Origin of the sequence: Methylovulum psychrotolerans (assembly GCF_002209385.1) — a bacterium.
GTDB classification, from domain to species: domain Bacteria; phylum Pseudomonadota; class Gammaproteobacteria; order Methylococcales; family Methylomonadaceae; genus Methylovulum; species Methylovulum psychrotolerans.
In genome coordinates, this window is sequence record NZ_CP022129.1 from 4,045,994 (window position 1) to 4,064,842 (window position 18,849).

Here is an 18,849-nt window from a genome sequence, read left to right on the forward strand (position 1 = left end):
TGCGGTTAAGGCTGTCCGTGTTCAACCCATTATGGTTAAGTACGGTGATTATTTATCATCAGGCTTGCTATCGTGTCCTGATGGAATACCAGCAAATCCTCTGACAATCCAGCCCACACACCATGAAAAAATCCACAAAAATGCTAAACACTCCATAATCATAGGTGCGACTTCTTTAATATCTTCCAAACGTGATGACCATACTTTGCCATCAATCCACTCTTCATCAGCTTTAGATAATTTGAAAATATCAGCCACTTTTTTAGTGTAGTCTCTAACCTCGGTGGAATATTCTTCCGCTCCATGTGTTAATAACCACTTTTTTGTCTTTTTGTTATTATTATCTTCCTGCGTAGCTTTCTTATAAGCTGCTGTTACAGCTTCAAACTTGGGAGTGCCTTTCTTATCCTTGTTTGCAACTATCCATTCAGCCAGTTGATCAACACCTATAAAATACTCACCCCAAATTGGAATTAATTTTCTTCCATCCTCAAAAATTTCGGGTTTAAAGCAAAGCGTCGCGTCAAAGGCCGTGCCTTTCTTCGTGTACTGCGAATGCAAATACTCTGTAGCATCTTCTTCGTTGCACCTATTCTTTGGATCATCCATTCTTATGGGTACGCTACCGGGAGAGTCCACACGAAAATATTGATCAATATATGGATTGTAGTTAAAAGCGTAAATGCTCCAGCCTACAATCCAGATAACCGATATTAGCTTTGTAATTCTCCGCGCCCCTTCAAAAACATTAATGCTCATAAATAGCCTCTGTTAAGCAAATCAATTTTTATGCCGTTTTACGGAACGGAATAACATCAGCCCCATTCTTCAAACCGTCCAGATAATCCGCCCATGACTGCATCATTTTCCGGCGTTCGGCTAGGTGTGCGGTTCTGTTGTATGCCCGCCCGTTGGGGTCTTTTACCGCGTGGGCTAATTGATGTTCGATAAAGTCAGGGCGAAAGCCTAGCACTTCATCTAATACGGTTCGGGCTAACGCCCTAAATCCGTGTACGGTCATTTCATCCTTACCAATGCCCATACGTCTTAAAGCCGCCAATAACGCCATATCGGACATAGGCCGCGAACCGTTGGGCGTTCTGGCACTAGGGAAAACATAACGCCCGTTTCCGGTCAGGGGCTTAAGTTCTTGCAGGATGGTTAAGGCTTGGGCGGATAGCGGCACGATATGCGGGGTTTGGGTTTTAGTGACCAAATACCGCCATTCTTTGGTGTCAAAGTCGATATGTTCCCATTCGGCTTGTCTGAGTTCGCCCGGCCTGACAAAAACCAAGGGGGCAAGCTGTAAGGCGGATTTGACGACAAAAGAGCCGCTATAACCGTCAATGGCGCGTAATAGTTCGGCGGCTTGTTTGGGTTCTGTGACCGCTGAAAAATGCCCGCCTTTGATGGTCATTAATGAGCCGCGTAAATCGGGGGTTATGTCCCTTTCAGTGCGCCCCGTAGCAATCGCATAACGGAACACTTGCCCGCACACTTGTAGGGCGCGGTGGGCGGTTTCTATGGCGTTGCGGGCTTCTATACGCCGTAATGCCGCCAACAGCTCAGGGGCTTTTAGGTCGGTTATGGGCTTGTTGCCAATGTAGGGGAACAAATCGCGCTCAAATAATCCGGTTACGCGTTTTTTATGGTCGGTCGATTTGTCGCCCATGTTCCGTTCGTACCACTCGCGGGCGATCACCTCAAAACTATTAGCCGCGCTTTCGGCTTTGGATTGCTTAACGGCCTTTTTGTTTTCGTTGGGGTCGATACCGTCAATAATTTGCTGTCTGGCCTTATCCCGATCTTCCCGCGCTGTTTTAAGGCTGGTTTCAGGATATACCCCCAAGGCCAAGGTTTTTTCTTTGCCGTTAAATCGGTATTTCAGGCGAAAATATTTTGAGCCGTTAGGGTTAATTAACAAAAACATGCCCTTTTCATCGGCCAACTTATAGGCTTTGTCTTTGGGCTTCGCGTTCTTACAAGCGGGGTCTGATAGGGGCATTGGGGGTATCAACTTTGGCTAAGTGAAATATGCCCCCATTTATACCCCCACCTTTGGGGGTATGTCAATGTATCTTACTGCACTTCATTGGACAAAAAAAACCCCGCTAAGCCTTGTAACTTGCGGGGTTGTGTACTCTGTTGGATGTCGAGGTACTGGAGTTTGGTGTCCCAAGGCGGATTCGAACCGCCGGCCTGTCCCTTAGGAGGGGACCGCTCTATCCTGCTGAGCTATCGGGACAGATAAATTGTAATTTTACCACAAAATAATGTGAAAAATTACCATTTTTAATATTCTGCCCTGACTGACGCGCTGGCCGCCATCTTCATTTTTGGGCAACCGACAGATTTTTTTAAAAAAACCATTAGGGATAAATGACTTTTGGCTTAAAGTAAGCGGCGGGGTACTTCGGGTCGGTTTTGTCTTCGGCGGCATCAATCAGCGCTTGGTCGGCATAGACGACTTGGGGCTGATAGTTAGCGGCAGGGTATTTTGGGTCAAATTCGGCGGCGGAAGCCGGGGCAGTTTGCGCCGCGTCTTTATCAAGATAAATCACTGTCGGTTGAAAATTGGCGGCTGGGTATTTGTCGTCGGTAGCGGCGGAGCTTAAAACGGGATTCAGAGCGATTACAGCAAAAGCCAAGCCTAAAAGGGTGTTGTTCTTCATAATGTAGGAGTCTCCAAGTGTAGTAAATTAAATCCAGTCAGGTTCCTCGTCTGTAAAGCTGGATAATCCCGAAGTATCGAATATTTTGGTGCAATGCGCAACCGTTTTTACACGGTATTTTTACAATCGGGCAATGTTTATGAGTGAATTTTTGTTTGTCTATGGCTCGCTACGCGCCGATAGTGGCTCACCGATGGCACAGATGTTGGCAGAAGTGGCGGTTTATCAAGGCCATGCCGTTATGTCTGGGCGTTTATATGAGGTGGCGGGCTATCCTGGGGCTGTGGAATCTGCCGATCCGGCGGAAACGGTACACGGTGAGTTATACCGCATTGTCGACCCTAGCGTATTACTGGCAATATTGGATCAATATGAAGAATGTTCGGCAGAATTTGCCGCCCCTCAGGAGTATATACGCAAACGCTTAACGGTTCGCTTGGCGGGCGGTAGCCTATTAAGGGCATGGTGTTATGTTTACCAATGGGAGGTGGAAGGCTTGCAGCGGATTGTTTCGGGCGATTATTTGGGATACCGCTAGTGGCAAGCCATTTGGCGTTCTACCCAATTATGGGTGGCGATTTTCAAACGCCCAAAACAAGCTGTCTGGGCTTTCGGGTACACTATCGCCGCTAGCGGGAGACATACCCGCCGGAGCATCTTCGTAGCCATAAAATGCCGAGGCAGAATAAAGCCTAGCGGTGATGTCCTAGATTTAGGGTTTACGCCCACTTTGCGCTGCAAACTTTTTACTGCTGATTTTTTTACGGCATAATCTGAAAGCAGGTCAACACCTCATCCATTTCCAACTCGTAAATATCCACATGGTCAACCCGTGCCGTTATCGGGCCTTTATGGCACCATTTGATAAATTTTTCTATCACCGGATGCTCGGCTTCGGCGATGATCTCCACCCGCCCATCAGGCAGGTTTCTGACACTGCCCTTAATGGCAAAATGTTTGGCTTTATTTTGGGTAAAGACGCGGAAATACACGCCTTGGACACGCCCTGACACTAAAATTTTTACTCTACGCATAGCTTAACAAGCCTCCAGCAATAATGGATTTTAGTCTGGCGGGCAAAATCTTCCGGGATAGTGTCCGCACTAATGTCGTCTATCGCCAATTCCGGCAACGCGGCAACATCCATTTTGAAGCGCCGGAAATTGGTCGAAAAATAGAGTACCCCGTCTGCCGCCAATAAGGCGGCGGCGTTGCGGATAAGCGTCACATAGTCATTTTGTATGTCAAACACCGCGTCCATGCGCTTAGAATTGGAAAAAGTCGGCGGATCGAGAAAAATCAGCCCGTACTGGCGGGGCGACGCTTGCGCGGCTTCACTCGCCAGCCACTCCAAGCAATCGGCTTGGATAAACTCGTGGGTACCGTCGGTTTTATTGAGCGCCAAATTTTGTTTCGCCCAACTAATATAAGTATTGGACATATCCACAGTGGTGGTGGCGATGGCGCCGCCAACGGCGGCATGGACGGTAGCACTGCCCGTATAGGCGAACAGGTTTAAAAAGCGTTTACCTTTGGCCTCCCGTTGGATGCGCAAGCGGATAGGCCGATGGTCTAAAAATAGCCCTGTGTCGAGATAATCGGCAAAGTTAACCAGCAAGGTGCAACCGCCTTCGGTAATGCGGTGAAATTGCCCGCTATCGGCAAATTTTTCGTATTGTTCGGTGTTGCGCTGCTTGCGGCGGATTTTTAAAAACACGTTGTCGCGCGGTATGTCCAGTACCTTGGGCAATTCTGCCAACAGCCCCGCCAAACGTTGGTCGGCTTTTTGGCGGTCTACGGTTTTCGGTGGCTCGTATTCCTGGACGTTAACCCAGGTTTGCTCGCCTTGATACAAGTCTACCGCCGCCGCGTATTCCGGCAAATCGGCATCATAAATCCGGTAGCAGGTAACGGCATTTTTTTGCGCCCATTTACTGAGTTTTTTCAGGTTTTTTTTCAGGCGGTTGGCGAACATGTCCGCGCCAGTATCTTCGGGAATGGCGTGGCTGCTGGTCTCGATCACTTGCGCAACACGCTCTTGTGGGTTACGCGCTTTCGGCACAAAAAACGCCGCCTCGTTAATGTTCAGGCGGAGCAGCCTGCATTCCAACGCGCCATTAAACAGGGTAATAGGTTTTTGTGAGCGGATGCCGAGCCGGAAACCCAATTCAGGATTGCTGATAATCATGCCGACTTGCCAGCCGAGAAAATGGCTTTTTAAGGTCTCGCCGAATTTCCTGTAGAGTTCGGCAACGGCTTCTTCATCTTCCAAACGCTCGCCGTAAGGCGGGTTACAGATCACCAGACCCGGTTGCCAGCTTTCCGCAGGCGCGGCATCGGCTATATCACGGCGTTCGACATGGATTTTATGGGCCAATCCGGCATTGGCGATATGTTTTAGGGCAATGTTGACGGTATAGCGGTCTTGGTCAAAACCGACGATGACGGGCAGCTTGGCAAGGCCAATGGTTTTGCGTTGTTCGGCCTCGGCGCGGAGCTTGCGCCAACAGGCGGCATCGTGCTGTTTCCAGCCGGTAAAGCCAAAATAATCGCGTAATAGGCCTGGCGCGTAGTCGGCAGCCATCATTGCCCCTTCCAACAGTAAGGTGCCGGAACCGCACATCGGATCGAGCAGGGTCGCGTGTTCGGCGGCCAGTTTTGGCCAACCGCAACGTAATAACAATGCGGCGGCCAAATTTTCTTTAATCGGCGCTTTAATGGTGGTGTCGCGGTAGCCGCGCCGATGCAGGCTTTCACCGGACAGGTCCAAACTGAGCTGGGCGGTTTCGCCCTGCAAATAGACGTTAATACGGATATTAGGCTGCTCGGTGTCGACGCCGGGACGGACATTAAAGCGGCTGCGCATTTGGTCGACAATGGCATCTTTAACCTTTAATGCCCCGAAATGGGTATTGTTGATCGCTTCGGAATTTTTCGCGCTAAAGCTGACCGCCAAGGTGTCTTCGGGGTTAATGTGGGTAAACCAGTCGATTTGCTGGACACCGTCATACAAATCCTGCTGGCTCTTAACAGGAAAAGTGGCCAAGACCAGTAACACGCGGTTGGCGGTACGCGACCATAAACAGACACGGTAAGCGGTTTCCAAATCGCCCGCAAACGCCACCCCTGCCAAAGTTGCTTTGGGCTGGGCGATACCTAGCGTTTGCAGTTCTGCGGCCAGAATATCTTCCATCGCTTTCGGCGTGGTGGCGAATAATGAATAAGTGGGCATGGTTTTAAAAGGCTGATTAAGGGGGAAAAGGAAAACGTCACTTACCGACCGGATTCTACCAGAGACGGTAAGCGTGCAAAAAGAAGTGGGCGGTACGCCGTGCGGTGCACTGCTGGGTAAGCCCTAAAGGCTAAGGCCTTCCGTTGGCCGTTTACGTCATGTCGCCGACAAGCTGGGCTTATTCGGGTTGTTTTATTTTTAGTAGTTCTACGTCAAACACAAGGGCTTCGTTAGGTTCAACCGCACCGCCGCCGGCTTCGCCATACGCCAATTCAGAAGGGATGTAAAAACGGTATTTCGCGCCTTCTTTCATGAACAGCAGGCCTTCTGTCCAACCCGTGATTAAGGCGTTGACCGGAAAAGTTGCCGGTTCGCCATGTGCATAGGAGCTATCAAATTCTTGGCCGTCGATTTTGGTGCCGCGATAATTTACCGTGACAGTATCCGCTAGAGTGGGTGACTTATTACCCGTACCCGGCGTTATTACTTCGTATTGCAAGCCGCTTTTGGTCGTTATAATAGTAGGATTTTTTGCATTGGCGGTAAGAAAAGCGACACCCGCAAGCTTATTTTCTTGGGGCGTTTTAGCATTCACTACGGAAAACAAGGTAATGCCTACAAAAATAGCGGTAACCATTGCCAGGATTTGCGTTTGATTTTTTCCCACGATTTCTCTCTCATCAAAGTAAAAAGCCCATTTTACCAAAAAATTAAAGATTGCATCCGTTCAATTGCTTTTGAAACTGTTTAGCACGGGTCGCCACCTTATCGGCGGTACGCCGTAACCAGGCCACGCGTAAATAGGTTTTTTGCTGGAAGCCGCGATGGCCTTCATGATAAGCCAGATACAGGTTTTTCGTATCGCTGGCGGCAATGCCTAATTTACGGTGGCTGATGGCGCAATACCACGCAATGAAATCGGCGGCATCGGCGAAATCGTCGCGGTCTGACCACCAATTGCCGACACTGCCTTGGTAATCATCCCAAGTGCCGTCTAAAGCCTGCGCATAACCGTAGGCGCTGGTGGGGCGAAACCACGGGATAAAGCCTAACAGATAGGTGCGCGGCGGCTTGGCATCGGCGACAAAATGCGATTCTTGATGCATGATCGCCATAATGACGGTAGTCGGTATGCCCCATTTTTCCGAAGCTTGGCGGGCATTGCCATACCACTCGTCTTGCTCGCTGAAAACGGCGCAAATATTTTCGGTATTGTTGGGTGGCGCAGTCGCGCAACTTGCTAAACATAAATAAAAGAGTATCGTTAACAAATTTCGCCTTAACATAAGCCCAGCCGCTTAACCATTATTAAAAAATAACCACCCAACCGACATTGCGCCTTTCACAGGCCACCCATTAACAAATACTATTGACTTCTTCGGAAAATGCGGAAGAAAATTTTATTTCTTTATGGAGAAAATAAGCTACGCGGATGTCGAATATATAAATAGAGGAAAAAATTATGAACACGCCGTCCCATGACCATGACCGCCCTTATCGAAAGAGCATTAACTCACACGGTTGGATGTATGTAGGCGGTGAATCAAAGGAAATCACTGTCAAAAACATTTCTATAACGGGTGCGTTAGTGCAATTAAACACCCAAAACGAAGTGCCTGACAAGAAGCATACCCTACAAAATTTAGCGGTTTCAAAATCCATCGATTTTTATTTGCCGCATCTGCAATTGTCTGGTGAGGCGAAAGTTGTCAGGGTCGATACTACCGACGATAAACAATTGCTTTTGGCCATGGAATTCCAAAATATTGCCTATACCACCGACAAACCCGTTTTTAACCGCAAAAGTTACCGCAAAGAAGTCTCTATGCCAGGCCAACTCTTAGTAGAGGAACAGCCGCTTGATTTTGTCACCGTCGATATATCATTAGAAGGCTTAAAAATCCGTGTGCCAGAAGAATTGGACATAGAGCCGGGCGCGGTCATACCCTTCCAATTATCCGAAGCCAACGTAAAGGGTTTGGTTAAAGTCGTTTGGGCAGCTCATGGCGAAGCCCATGAGACGCTCATGGGTTTACAGTACGTCACCCCCAAAAAAACCCAAACGGCCCCCAAAATTGGGTTATCGAAACCCTATAGTATGAGTAACGCACTGCGATAAACGTACAATATGATAAAATTCTGCCCCGTCAGCTTAAGGCCGCTAAGCTAGCTTGGCCAGCATGTCTTAAGCCGACCCGAATCAACCGGCCCGGCCTTACGGCCCGGACCGGTAATGCATTGACACAACCCCACACCTTAAAACTCTTATGAATAAACCAAAAAAAGTCGCAATTCTTACAGCGGGCGGATTAGCCCCTTGCCTTAGTTCTGCTATCGGTAGCCTGATCGAACGTTATACCGAAATTGATCCGACTATCGAGATCATTTGTTACCGTAGCGGTTATAAAGGTCTGTTATTGGGTGATTCTTACGAAGTAACCCCAGAAATCCGCGCCAAAGCGGGTTTGCTGCACCGTTTTGGCGGCTCCCCTATCGGCAACAGCCGCGTTAAACTGACCAACGTGAAAGACTGCGTGAAACGCGGTTTAGTTCAAGAAGGCGAAGACCCGCAAAAAGTCGCCGCCGACCAATTGATTAAAGACGGCGTGGACATCCTGCACACCATCGGCGGCGACGACACCAATACCGCAGCAGCGGATTTAGCGGCTTTCTTGGCCAGAAACAATTATGGCCTGACCGTTATCGGTTTGCCAAAAACCGTTGATAACGACGTTTATCCGATCAAACAATCGTTAGGTGCCTGGACTGCCGCCGAGCAAGGTGCGCGTTATTTTGCCAATGTGGTGGCCGAAAACAACGCTAACCCGCGCATGTTGATTGTCCATGAAGTCATGGGCCGTAACTGTGGCTGGCTGACCGCCGCCACCGCCCAAGAATACCGCAAATTGCTGGACCGCTCCGAATGGTTGCCTGCCATCGGTTTAGACCGTAACGCCTTTGAAGTCCATGCCGTATTCGTACCTGAAATGGCGATTGACTTGGCTGCCGAAGCGGAACGTCTGCGCACCGTCATGGATACTGTCGATTGCGTCAACATCTTCGTATCCGAAGGGGCCGGTGTCGAAGCGATTGTCGAAGAAATGCAAGCGAAAGGCCAAGAAGTGCCACGCGATGCGTTCGGCCACATCAAACTGGATGCCATCAACCCCGGCAAATGGTTCGGTGAACAGTTCGCCGCCATGATCGGCGCGGAAAAGACTTTAGTGCAAAAATCCGGTTATTTCGCCCGTGCCTCCGCCGCCAATATCGAAGACGTGCGCCTGATCAAGTCCTGTGCGGATTTGGCGGTAGAATGTGCCTTACGCCGCGAATCTGGGGTAATGGGTCACGACGAAGACCAAAACGGCGTGTTACGCGCCATTGAGTTCCCGCGCATTAAAGGCGGCAAACCGTTCAATATCGACACCGATTGGTTCGGACAAACTTTGGCGGAAATTGGCCAAACCAAAGGTGCAAAGGTTGAAGTCAGCCACTAAGCGGTTAACGGGCAACGGCTAACACGCTTGCCTTAAACCACAAAAACCCCCGAAGGCGTTTAAAGCTTTCGGGGGTTTTGTTTTTATGACGGGTTAACCTTCAACCACCCTACCCTGTCAATACAAATGCGTATAGCTGTCCCGCACTTCGCGCAATTCCAGGGCAATTTCCCGCCGTAAGCGGAAATCGCGTTTGGAGTGGGAAATGTTATAAGGGATACGCGGGTTACGCTCGTATTTGACGGCGGTGCGGATAATGCCGATCCATTGCCGCTCATTGTCTTCAATTTCTTTAAAGCGGTTACGGATGCGCTCCAGTTCTTGGTTGCAATAAGTGATGAAACCCGCCGCATAAAAGACGCTGTTTTTCAGGTAATCTTCCAACGCCGCCAAATCACCGTTGATCTCTTCGACCACTTGCTCAAAATTGATAGGTTCCGGTGACCTTTCCAATTCTTCTTTGAAAGCGGCGACCGACTCGACCACTTCTTGCACCACTACGGCTTTCGAGCGGCTGCCGCGTCCAGATACCGCTAAGGCCGCATCCGCCACTGTTTCCGCCAACTCACTGCCCGCTTTAGCGGCGCGGGCAGCCTTACTGACCGCGACCGGAATACGGCTGATGGCTTTTTCCCACAAGCCATAGCGCAAATAATGGGTCAAACGGCCTTCTTGTTTGGGCTGGTCGTTCGTGCTCAGATAGAAGGCTTCCAAGGTTTTGATTTCGGCGGCGCGTTCATTCAATAGGCGTTCGCGGGCTTGTAGGGGTTTGGCGATAAAGGCCTCGACGGCGACCCGCCCAAAGCGCAAAAACAGCACTTGGAAACCGTGGCGTATCCGCGCCTGCTCTATGGCTTCATCCATTTGCGAATGCAGCAGAGTTTTACGCACATCTTCGGTTTCCCAAAGCAATTCTTGGGTTTTGCGGACGATTTGGTCAATTAAGGCCTGTAAGGCTTGCGCCAATTCGTCGGTCAGTTCGGTCTCAAATTTTTGTTGGATTTCCCGGAACAGCTCTTCGCGGATCTTATAATTGCCCTCCCGCGAATCCGGCATGGAAATGGTGCCGCCAGCGGTGTAAATACGCTTTAACTCATCGGGTTGGGCCGTGGACAAATTAGCCAGCAAGGCTTCGATTTTTTCATCATAAGCATCATGCAAAGCCGCCAATTCTTGGTGTTCCGCGCCTAAGGCATCGGCTTCGGTACGGCCTTGGATGCTTTCGGAATACCAGACATCAAAATCTTTTTTAATGCGCTGCCATTCCCGCCCCCACCATTGGTTAAACTCTTTACCCAGCAAGTTATCTTCATGGCTATCGCTGTCGCTGTCGGCAAAACTGGCATAGAGCGGCTCTAATTTTTGCAAAATGTCGCTGGCGTAATAGCGCATATTATTGACTAACGCATCGCAGCGTTTTTGCAGCACCAAGGCGCGTTCGTTATCAATATAATAGTTGACCGATTCTTTTAAGATCGGCAAGCCGTCGGTAATGCCCAGTTTTTTTAGCTTGGCCTTATCGTCGGCACTTTTAGAACGCCGCAGGGTATCTTCGGAAGGGATGCCGAACTCCACCAAATGCGCCCGGGCACAGACCGGAATCAGGCGGCGCTCAGGCACGGCAGGCCAGTAGTTTTTATGCTTTTCGTAGGTTTCCTTAAAATCAATCGGGTCATCTAAGGCATCGACCTGGGTGAGGACGACAAATACCTTATCGGCAACGCGGATTGCCGGATCTTCGGCATCTGTCACTATCAGCATCTCTTTTTCGGGGCCGGTAATGGAAGGTTGCTTCATTTCTTTGGCGTAAATGATGGCATCGCATTTTTTCAACCGCTCCAGCGCCTGTTCGGCGTGCATCAAGATACCGGAGTTAAAGCCCGGCACATCATGGAAAATAATGTCGCGGTCGCTACGCAAGCGTACAGTCTTCAGTTGGATACGTTTGATCGCCAGCGATTGGGCGCGGTTTTTAAAAATCGCCTCCTGTAAATGGTGGCTTATTTCGCTGATGTCAATAAACGTTTGGCTAAAACCACTTTTCAGTTTGGTAAACTCGGCAATGGCATCCAAGTGCTTTTCCGTATCGTCAAGATCTTCCTGAATTTCCTTTTTTTCTTTTTCGCTCAACAAATTGCTTGCCAACGCGTCACGGCGCTGGGCTTGCAGGATGCCGATTTCCTCTTTGCTGTAATATTCAATCCGTAGCAATTGGTCGTGTTCGGTTTGCGCCGACCAAATTTCGGTACTGGTAAATGTGCAGCGCTCGCGGGCGGACGGCAAAATTTCTTGCCCCAACCACGCATTCAGCAAGGCGCTTTTACCCGCTTTTTCCAGGCCAATGACGGCAACCTCAAAACGGTTGGCGCGTAAGCGCTCTAATTGGTTATTGAGGCGTTGCTGCTCGATAGCCAGTTTTTGCAGCAGTTCGGCGGGCAAATCCGTTTGGGTTTTGCCGCACAGGGTGTCCAGCTTATCGACCAGCACCGCCGTTTTTTCTAAGCGTATCAGTTGTTGTTGACAGGTTTCTAGCCAAGTAGCCATAAAAATTCCGAGTTATTAAAAAGAGGTGAAGCGCTTTTAAACCGCCATTGTCAGAGTTGGCGTTTTAAAATAGCGTCACTGTTAAGCCCTATCGGCTTTATCCCAAACCGTAGGCTGCCAAAGCAATGGATTAAAAATAGGATACGTTAGCCGGGCGGCGGTGTAAATATGGCGTTCATCCCAATAAACACACCTCGCCAAACTGACAGCCAATAGCTACGTTTGCCGTTTGTTTATCGCGTACCCTAGAAGGCGTATAAATAGCCAATGCGGTATTGCCAAGGATTTCCTAACGGAGGAATTAAAACCTTTAACATAAAATGGCAGGCAATTTTATTCCTGTCTCTGCTAAACTAAGGGCTAATAAAACACATTCCACATCAATAATGTTTGCACTTTTGTTAAAATAACGCCTAACCGCTTTTTACTCCAGAGCTTATTAATGATTGCTAATAATGCCTGCCAAGGCCTTAAATCCGCTAATTTTTTTGCCTTCCCCTCGCGGCCTTTAACCAAGCTTCAGAATGGGAAATTATTACAAGCATCTGCCACCGAAGCGATATTTTATCGGTTCCGCAGCCAATACAAACAGATTTTTGCACAGCCTATAAACATCGCCCGAATAACCGCTAAGCCGTTTATGGTATCAGCTAGCCAACAGAATGCCAATGAAGCCCGGCAAACCGATAAGGCCAATTTGGCACAGTTGCTGGTCTTGTATCAGGCGGTTACGGATTGGGACAGGCAATTGCTTTGTTACGGCCTATGCTTAGATCAGGCCGATCTGGCAGGGGTTAACGCCTGTCAGCCGCCACCCAAGGTTTAAACCATGCCCATCCCAACCCTTACCAAGCCCAGCCGCTACTTTACTGACAGCCATTTTTTGCCCAAGCCAGCCATTTCTTTACCCGATGGCCCACGCCTGCAACTGATCGCTGCCGAAGCTTTATATTATTTTTTCAGTAACCAAACTGAAAAAATTTCCGACCGGCACCACAAAGGCATTAAGACTTTATTTGCCGCCGCCAAAAAAAACAGCGGGGCATTCATGGTGCCTGCCACGGTGCTGACAGCCAGTGAGGCCATGCAAGCGGAAAACTTGGCGGTTAGCAAACCCCGCTTGGCGCGTTTGCTGGGGCAGTGCCGCCATGAGCATTTTGCCGAGCAGTGCGTGGCGACTGCCCTGACCTCCAACCTCAGCTTGATGAGTCCGTTTTCGGATAACCGGGCAAGCTGCCAAGAAAGTTATGAAGCAGACGGGATGAATTATTTACGTTTTACCGACGGTCAGCAGTGCTTTTTTGTGCTTCAGGGGGTTTCTTCGGCGGATAGCCTGTATTTTCCCGAAGGCAATAGCTTAATTTGTCTTGTCCAAGCCACAGCCAGCGAAGTCAGGCACTTACAAAACCACCTGCTCGGCGAGTTTCATAAGGTACTGGCCTACGCGCAAGGCAGCAACAAATTGGCAGGCCTGATCGCTTCCCATAGCCTGCCCGAACATTTTTATTATGAAATCCTCCCGGCCTTGCTGACAGTCTACCAAAACCCGCAACTGCGTCCACATATTCCCGGTCTGGTGATGCGCAAAGGCCAAGATTTTATTGACCTTAAACTGTTATTTCCAAACTGCCCCAGCAGCGTTTTAGGGGCAGGCGAAATGAGCCGGCAGGCTTTCAGTACGCAACGCTGGTTTATCCATATTGGCAACGCCCCGCAACAGCGCAGCCTGTATAAATATTACGATGCCGTTAACCGCTACCTGTTTAAACAGATCAACAACCACGTCAGCCATGAGGCACAAGCCAAAGCCGTGCAGATGGAAGACTGCTATCCTTTAATTTGGATTGGTGTGGCCGGACAAAAAAACGCTTGGCAGGAACAAGTGGACGGCTATAGTTATATCCTGAACCAATTAATTGCCCGTTACCCCCGTTTAGGGGTCATCATTGACGGGCAGATCTTAGCGGCCAGTGCGAAAAAAGCCCACCGGACAGCCGACTACCGTCTGGCCGAGGCTATCCGCAAACGCTTACATCCCGATATTCTGACCCTATCGGTCATAGATGAAAACACCACGACAAAATTGTTTATCGCCGCCAATATTGATTTTTTCATCGGCAGTTTTGCCACCGGGTCGCTGTATGTGTCAGGTCTGCTTAGTAAACCGGGCATTGCCCATTTGGGTAATGCCGAAGCCCGGCAAGCCTTAGAGGAAACCCTGTATAACCACCCTAACCCTAACGTCTATTTGTTGCCGAAAGCCTACGTCAAAGATAAACGGGCCGGCTCCGTGTTAAAAACTTTGTGGAAAAAAAGCATGGCGATGTCCTTAAAAACGGCCCAGCAACCCGCATCAGCAATAATAGAACACCCTTATTCCATTGAGAAAAAAGCCTTTTACCGCTATATAGAAGCGCGTTTGGATAAGGTGTTGCTTAACCCCCAAAACACCAAAATCCGGTTTTTTATCGAACCGTCTTTCAGCATTAACCCCGCTGTGCGGCATTATTTAACCATGGCCAGTCATGGCAACCTGCTGGAGGTCTTCCCTACCTTGCCGTTTCCCAAAAATCTCACCGATTTGGCGGAATTTAGCGAAACCTACCTAAAACAGCATATCATTTACGGTTTGTTTACCTTTGGTAGCCAACAAATTTTAAACCGCCCCAGTGAATTTATGGTTTGGTTGGGCGACCCCTTGCGGCGGGTGCAACAGCACATCCTGTTATTTGCGAAAAATGCCGAGCGGATGCACCAAGCTTGTGATATGGCAACCATCCTTAAAGCCGAACACAAAAGCTTGGACAATTATTACACCCGTCTCATTTCCGGTTTGGACGCACCCTTCGGCAAATGCACAGAAACCATGCTCAATACCGCTTTGGGCAATATGGCCCAATATTTTGTTTTTATTGGCATCAACGAGCAACAAAAGCTCTCTTTTGACCGGCTCTGCACCCTGATGGACTGGGAGAGGTCATTATTTCCCGACAGCTTACCGAATACCCAGGCCATTGATACAGACGCTTTCTCAGAAGACCATCTCGAGCAGTTAAATGCCTTATGCGTATTCGATTACCGCCTGTATAAGGCAGCATTGGCTATGGCTAGGGGGGCGGTGCTATAGTTCGGCCTGAGTGCAAAGCATCGCGGCCCTTTAGCCTTGCGCCGTTAGCCTCAGCATTTCGTTGCCTGTGTTGTTTGGGTAGCGACGGCCATATACTTCAAACGGTCAAGTTTTCGGTTTTAGGATTAACCGTTCGGCCTGAGCCTGTCGAAGGCTGGACGGTTAATCCGCCCATGGTTCGACGGGCTCACCACGAACGGATTAACCGAAAACTTGACCGTTCAGAGTATATAAGCAACGCTTACCGATACTTAACCTCAACCTTATCCTGCCCAAACACCGCGCGTAACTTCGTCACCAGTTCATCGCCCGCGCTGACGCGCCAGTCATCGCCTAACCTTAATACCGCCTTAGCCACGGGTGATTGGTAATTCACCTCCACCGGACATTGCCCGCCTTTAAAATCCTGCAACACCGTCAGCAGCTTAGTAACCGTCACAGGGTCATCACCCTCGGCCGTCCAGTAAACTTGTAATGACCGGGCAAAAGCCGACCGTGCTTGGCCTATATCAAGGGCTTTTTCGACAGTCATCCGTAAGGCGTTAGCATAAGAATCCATGCTCAACGCCCCTTCGACCACCAATAACGTATCCCGTAGCACCACCTCGCGGTAACGCTCGTAAACTTCGCCAAATAAAGTGCATTCCAGCCGCGCGGTACGGTCATCCAGCATAACGGAGACAATCGTCTTGCCACTTTTGGTTTGGCGTACCCGCAAATCCACCACCAAGCCCGCAATCCGTACGGTAAGCGGGCCGCGAGAACGTTCCGCCGTCTCCTGCACTCCCGCCAGTGTACCATTGGTAAACTGGCGCAACTCAACCGCATATTGGTCTATGGGGTGTCCGCTCAGATACAAGCCCAAAATGGCTTTTTCGGCATCGAGCTTAGCCTTTTCCGACCACGGTTCAACAGGCGTGGTGTAGGTTTCCGTCGCATCGGTTGCCTCGGCGCTCACCGCTAAACCGAACAAATCGTTCTGCCCCGTCAACGCCATCTTGCCATGCTGTTCGGCAACGCGTAAGGCGGTCGGCAATTCGGCAAAATGGCTGGCGCGGCAAGGGTTAAACTCGTCAAACGCGCCCGCCTTTACCAAGGCCTCCAACACCCGCTTGTTCACCTTGCGCAAATCCACCCGCTTGCACAAATCATACAAACCCGTAAACAGCCCATTAGTGTTACGCTCGTTGATAATCACATCCTCAACCGCCGCTTCACCCACACCCTTAATCGCCCCTAAGCCGTAAACAATTTGCCCCTTAGCATTGACCGTAAATTTATGCTCGGACAAATTAATGCTCGGTGGACAAATTTTCAGCTTCATTTGCTGGCACTCTTCAATCAGCACCACCACCTTATCGGTGTTATCCATATCCGAGGACAACACAGCCGCCATAAACGCCGCCGGATAATGGGCTTTCAGCCACGCGGTCTGGTAAGCGACCAGCGCGTAAGCGGCAGAGTGGGATTTGTTAAAACCATAACCCGCGAACTTTTCCATCAAGTCGAAGATATAAGTGGCGATAGTTTCCTCGACTTGATTGGCAACCGCCCCGACGGTAAACTTCTCGCGTTCCTTCGCCATTTCTTCGGCCTTCTTTTTTCCCATGGCCCTTCGAAGCATATCCGCCCCGCCCAGCGTATACCCCGCCATCTCCCGCGCAATCTGCATCACCTGCTCCTGATACAAAATAACGCCGTTAGTGGGCTTTAAAATCGGAATTAAGAGCGGGTGGGCGTATTCGGCTTTGGCGCCGTGTTTGACGTTGATGTAATCATCAACCATGCCCGACTCCAGCGGCCCCGGCCTGAATAAAGCCACCAGCGCGATGATGTCGTCAAAACAGTCAGGCTTGAGCTTTTTAATCAGCTCTTTCATGCCGCGTGACTCCAACTGGAACACGGCAGTGGTCAAGCCCTGTTTCAACAGCTCATACGAAGGCAAATCATCCCTAGGGATGGTGGTGATGTCCACGAGCGGCTCGCCCGCCAACTGCTTTTTGCGGTTAATGGTTTGCAACGCCCAGTCGATAATGGTCAGGGTGCGCAAACCCAAAAAGTCGAACTTGACCAAACCGACCGCTTCCACGTCGTCTTTATCAAACTGGGTGACTAAGTTGCCGCCGCCCTCTTCGCAATACAACGGCGAAAAATCAGTCAGCTTGGTGGGCGAAATCACCACCCCACCCGCGTGCTTACCCGCGTTTCTGACCGTGCCTTCCAAAGACAACGCCATATCGATAAGGGCTTTGACTTCTTCCTCGGCTCCGTAACGTTGCTTTAAGTCAGGACTGTCTTTTAAAGCCTTATCCAAGGTCATGCCGATTTCAAACGGCACCAACTTTGCCAAGCCATCGACAAAACCATACGCAAAGCCCAGTACCCGCCCGACATCGCGGATAACCGCCTTGGCGGCCATCGAACCGTAAGTGATGATCTGAGCCACATGGTCGCGGCCATAATGTTCGGCGACGTAATTAATCACCTCATCACGCCGATCCATACAAAAGTCAATATCAAAGTCGGGCATGGACACCCGCTCTGGATTTAAAAACCGCTCGAACAGCAAATCAAATTCGATAGGGTCCAAATCGGTGATTTTCAACGCATAAGCCACCAAAGAACCCGCACCCGAACCCCGTCCGGGGCCGACCGGAATCTGGTGGTTTTTCGCCCATTGGATAAAGTCGGCAACAATCATAAAATAGCCGGGGAAACCCATCGCGTTAATCACCGACAGCTCAATATCCAAGCGCTCATAATAGGCCTGCTCGTTTTCCGCCACCGACCGCTTCCCTACCGCCGGATAATGCAGCAAGCGCTCCGCCAAGCCTTTTTTGGCCTCCGCCGCCATCAGCTCGCCCAACGTCATCCCCGTCGGTACGGGAAAATCCGGCAGAAAGTTTTCGCCCAAGGTCAGCTTAATATTGCAACGCTTGGCAATCTCCACCGTGTTCGCCAAGGCTTCCGGCAAATCGGCAAATAAGGCCTGCATTTCCTCACTGCTGCGCAAATACTGCTGCTCGGTATAATCCTTAGGCCGCCGCGTATCATCCAACACCCGCCCCTGATTAATACAGACCCGCACTTCATGCGCGGCAAAATCTTCCTTCCGCAAAAAGCGCACATCATTGGTCGCCACCACCGGCAAGCCGTGCGCCAACGCCAAATCGACCGCAGCGGCGATATAACGCTCTTCATCCGGCTTGCCCACCCGCTGCACTTCCAGATAAAACCGTTGCGGGAACAAGCCGCCCCAATACGCCGCTAAGCGTTGCGCCGCCTCGGTATTTTCCGCCAACAAGGCCTTGCCAATATCACCCTCCATTGCCCCCGACAAGGCAATCAATCCGTCGTGATTGGCTTCTATCCACTCTTTCTGCACCATCGGCACGCCTAAGTGCTGGCCTTCCTGATAGCCCCTAGAAATCAACTCGGTCAGGGTCACATAGCCCTGCTGCCGATTGACCAACAAGGTCAAACGGAACGGCGCGGCGGGCTCTTCGGGGTTAAACACCCACACATCCGCCCCGGCAATCGGCTTAACGCCCTGCCCCATCGCCGCCTTATAAAATTTAACCAAGGAAAATAAATTGCCGTTTTCAGTCAGGGCAATGGCAGGCATGTTCAATTCCGCCAGCCTCTTAACCAGCGGCTTGATCTTAACAATGCCGTCTACCAGCGAAAATTCGGTGTGGAGTCTAAGATGGACAAAAGCCGGGTGCATGTCGGTATACAGTCAAATGAACAAAGGCCACCATTATAATACGTTGGCCT

At 50.1% G+C, this 18,849-nt stretch carries 14 protein-coding genes and 1 tRNA gene; 5 read left to right on the top strand and 10 right to left on the bottom strand.

Features of this window, described 5'->3' with window-relative positions; all coding sequences use genetic code 11:
- Nucleotides 1-48: 48 nt before the first annotated feature.
- The 4 genes from CEK71_RS18210 to CEK71_RS18225 form a co-directional block, all read right to left on the bottom strand.
- A complete protein-coding gene (locus tag CEK71_RS18210; protein WP_088620715.1) occupies nt 49-759 on the bottom strand; it encodes a hypothetical protein in 711 nt (236 codons plus the stop codon).
- A gap of 28 nt (nt 760-787) precedes the next feature.
- The gene (locus tag CEK71_RS18215) at nt 788-2,005 is read right to left on the bottom strand and encodes a tyrosine-type recombinase/integrase (protein ID WP_088620716.1); all 1,218 of its coding nucleotides are present in this window, start codon (nt 2,003-2,005) and stop codon (nt 788-790) included.
- Between the two features lie 163 nt (nt 2,006-2,168).
- Nucleotides 2,169-2,245 (bottom strand) — tRNA-Arg (locus tag CEK71_RS18220).
- Nucleotides 2,246-2,369: 124 nt separating this feature from the next.
- Nucleotides 2,370-2,672 (bottom strand): hypothetical protein, encoded by a 303-nt coding sequence (locus CEK71_RS18225; protein ID WP_088620717.1) that lies wholly within the window; start codon nt 2,670-2,672, stop codon nt 2,370-2,372.
- A 139-nt stretch (nt 2,673-2,811) separates the two neighbouring features.
- On the opposite strand from CEK71_RS18225, the gene CEK71_RS18230 reads away from it, so the two are divergent.
- A complete protein-coding gene (locus CEK71_RS18230; RefSeq protein WP_198328312.1) occupies nt 2,812-3,210 on the top strand; it encodes a gamma-glutamylcyclotransferase family protein in 399 nt (132 codons plus the stop codon).
- A 223-nt stretch (nt 3,211-3,433) separates the two neighbouring features.
- Here the strand turns inward: CEK71_RS18230 and CEK71_RS18235 are convergent, their stop codons facing one another.
- The 4 genes from CEK71_RS18235 to CEK71_RS18250 all read right to left on the bottom strand — a co-directional run bounded on the left by CEK71_RS18235 (nt 3,434) and on the right by CEK71_RS18250 (nt 7,175).
- Nucleotides 3,434-3,706: an acylphosphatase gene (locus CEK71_RS18235; RefSeq protein WP_088620719.1), complete on the bottom strand. Its 273-nt coding sequence runs from the start codon at nt 3,704-3,706 to the stop codon at nt 3,434-3,436.
- Entirely contained in the window at nt 3,694-5,904 is a 2,211-nt protein-coding gene (gene rlmKL / locus CEK71_RS18240; protein ID WP_088620720.1) for a bifunctional 23S rRNA (guanine(2069)-N(7))-methyltransferase RlmK/23S rRNA (guanine(2445)-N(2))-methyltransferase RlmL, read from the bottom strand. The genes CEK71_RS18235 and rlmKL overlap by 13 nt, the downstream gene beginning before the upstream one ends.
- A 178-nt stretch (nt 5,905-6,082) precedes the next feature.
- The gene (locus CEK71_RS18245; RefSeq protein ID WP_088621686.1) at nt 6,083-6,571 is read right to left on the bottom strand and encodes an FKBP-type peptidyl-prolyl cis-trans isomerase; all 489 of its coding nucleotides are present in this window, start codon (nt 6,569-6,571) and stop codon (nt 6,083-6,085) included.
- Nucleotides 6,572-6,614: 43 nt separating this feature from the next.
- Nucleotides 6,615-7,175: a transglycosylase SLT domain-containing protein gene (locus tag CEK71_RS18250; protein ID WP_332455529.1), complete on the bottom strand. Its 561-nt coding sequence runs from the start codon at nt 7,173-7,175 to the stop codon at nt 6,615-6,617.
- A 191-nt stretch (nt 7,176-7,366) separates the two neighbouring features.
- Between CEK71_RS18250 and CEK71_RS18255 the strand changes: the two genes are divergently transcribed.
- Nucleotides 7,367-8,023 carry a PilZ domain-containing protein gene (locus tag CEK71_RS18255; RefSeq protein WP_088620722.1) on the top strand — a complete coding sequence of 219 codons (657 nt, stop codon included), beginning with the start codon at nt 7,367-7,369 and terminating at the stop codon, nt 8,021-8,023.
- A gap of 148 nt (nt 8,024-8,171) precedes the next feature.
- Nucleotides 8,172-9,401: a pyrophosphate--fructose-6-phosphate 1-phosphotransferase gene (locus tag CEK71_RS18260; RefSeq protein WP_088620723.1), complete on the top strand. Its 1,230-nt coding sequence runs from the start codon at nt 8,172-8,174 to the stop codon at nt 9,399-9,401.
- 117 nt (nt 9,402-9,518) lie between these two features.
- Here CEK71_RS18260 and CEK71_RS18265 read toward each other — a convergent pair whose 3' ends face one another.
- Nucleotides 9,519-11,945: a dynamin family protein gene (locus CEK71_RS18265; RefSeq protein WP_088620724.1), complete on the bottom strand. Its 2,427-nt coding sequence runs from the start codon at nt 11,943-11,945 to the stop codon at nt 9,519-9,521.
- A 442-nt stretch (nt 11,946-12,387) separates the two neighbouring features.
- On the opposite strand from CEK71_RS18265, the gene CEK71_RS18270 reads away from it, so the two are divergent.
- Complete coding sequence (locus CEK71_RS18270) at nt 12,388-12,771, top strand: hypothetical protein (RefSeq protein WP_088620725.1); 384 nt, start codon at nt 12,388-12,390, stop codon at nt 12,769-12,771.
- 3 nt (nt 12,772-12,774) lie between these two features.
- Nucleotides 12,775-15,072, top strand: coding sequence for a hypothetical protein (locus tag CEK71_RS18275; protein ID WP_088620726.1), 2,298 nt, complete (start codon nt 12,775-12,777; stop codon nt 15,070-15,072).
- Between the two features lie 241 nt (nt 15,073-15,313).
- On the opposite strand, the gene dnaE is transcribed toward CEK71_RS18275, so the two are convergent.
- Nucleotides 15,314-18,799 (bottom strand): DNA polymerase III subunit alpha, encoded by a 3,486-nt coding sequence (gene dnaE / locus CEK71_RS18280; RefSeq protein WP_088620727.1) that lies wholly within the window; start codon nt 18,797-18,799, stop codon nt 15,314-15,316.
- Between the last annotated feature and the right edge of the window lie 50 nt (nt 18,800-18,849).

Excerpts from the sequence above, each read along its gene's own strand:
- rlmKL (WP_088620720.1), bottom strand. The coding sequence starts at position 5,904 with ATGCCCACTTATTCATTATTCGCCACCACGCCGAAAGCGATGGAAGAT.
- CEK71_RS18225 (WP_088620717.1), bottom strand. The coding sequence starts at position 2,672 with ATGAAGAACAACACCCTTTTAGGCTTGGCTTTTGCTGTAATCGCTCTG.
- CEK71_RS18255 (WP_088620722.1), top strand. The coding sequence starts at position 7,367 with ATGAACACGCCGTCCCATGACCATGACCGCCCTTATCGAAAGAGCATT.
- CEK71_RS18230 (WP_198328312.1), top strand. The coding sequence starts at position 2,812 with ATGAGTGAATTTTTGTTTGTCTATGGCTCGCTACGCGCCGATAGTGGC.
- CEK71_RS18210 (WP_088620715.1), bottom strand. The coding sequence starts at position 759 with ATGAGCATTAATGTTTTTGAAGGGGCGCGGAGAATTACAAAGCTAATA.
- dnaE (WP_088620727.1), bottom strand. The coding sequence starts at position 18,799 with ATGCACCCGGCTTTTGTCCATCTTAGACTCCACACCGAATTTTCGCTG.
- CEK71_RS18265 (WP_088620724.1), bottom strand. The coding sequence starts at position 11,945 with ATGGCTACTTGGCTAGAAACCTGTCAACAACAACTGATACGCTTAGAA.
- CEK71_RS18270 (WP_088620725.1), top strand. The coding sequence starts at position 12,388 with ATGATTGCTAATAATGCCTGCCAAGGCCTTAAATCCGCTAATTTTTTT.
- CEK71_RS18235 (WP_088620719.1), bottom strand. The coding sequence starts at position 3,706 with ATGCGTAGAGTAAAAATTTTAGTGTCAGGGCGTGTCCAAGGCGTGTAT.
- CEK71_RS18275 (WP_088620726.1), top strand. The coding sequence starts at position 12,775 with ATGCCCATCCCAACCCTTACCAAGCCCAGCCGCTACTTTACTGACAGC.
- CEK71_RS18260 (WP_088620723.1), top strand. The coding sequence starts at position 8,172 with ATGAATAAACCAAAAAAAGTCGCAATTCTTACAGCGGGCGGATTAGCC.
- CEK71_RS18215 (WP_088620716.1), bottom strand. The coding sequence starts at position 2,005 with ATGCCCCTATCAGACCCCGCTTGTAAGAACGCGAAGCCCAAAGACAAA.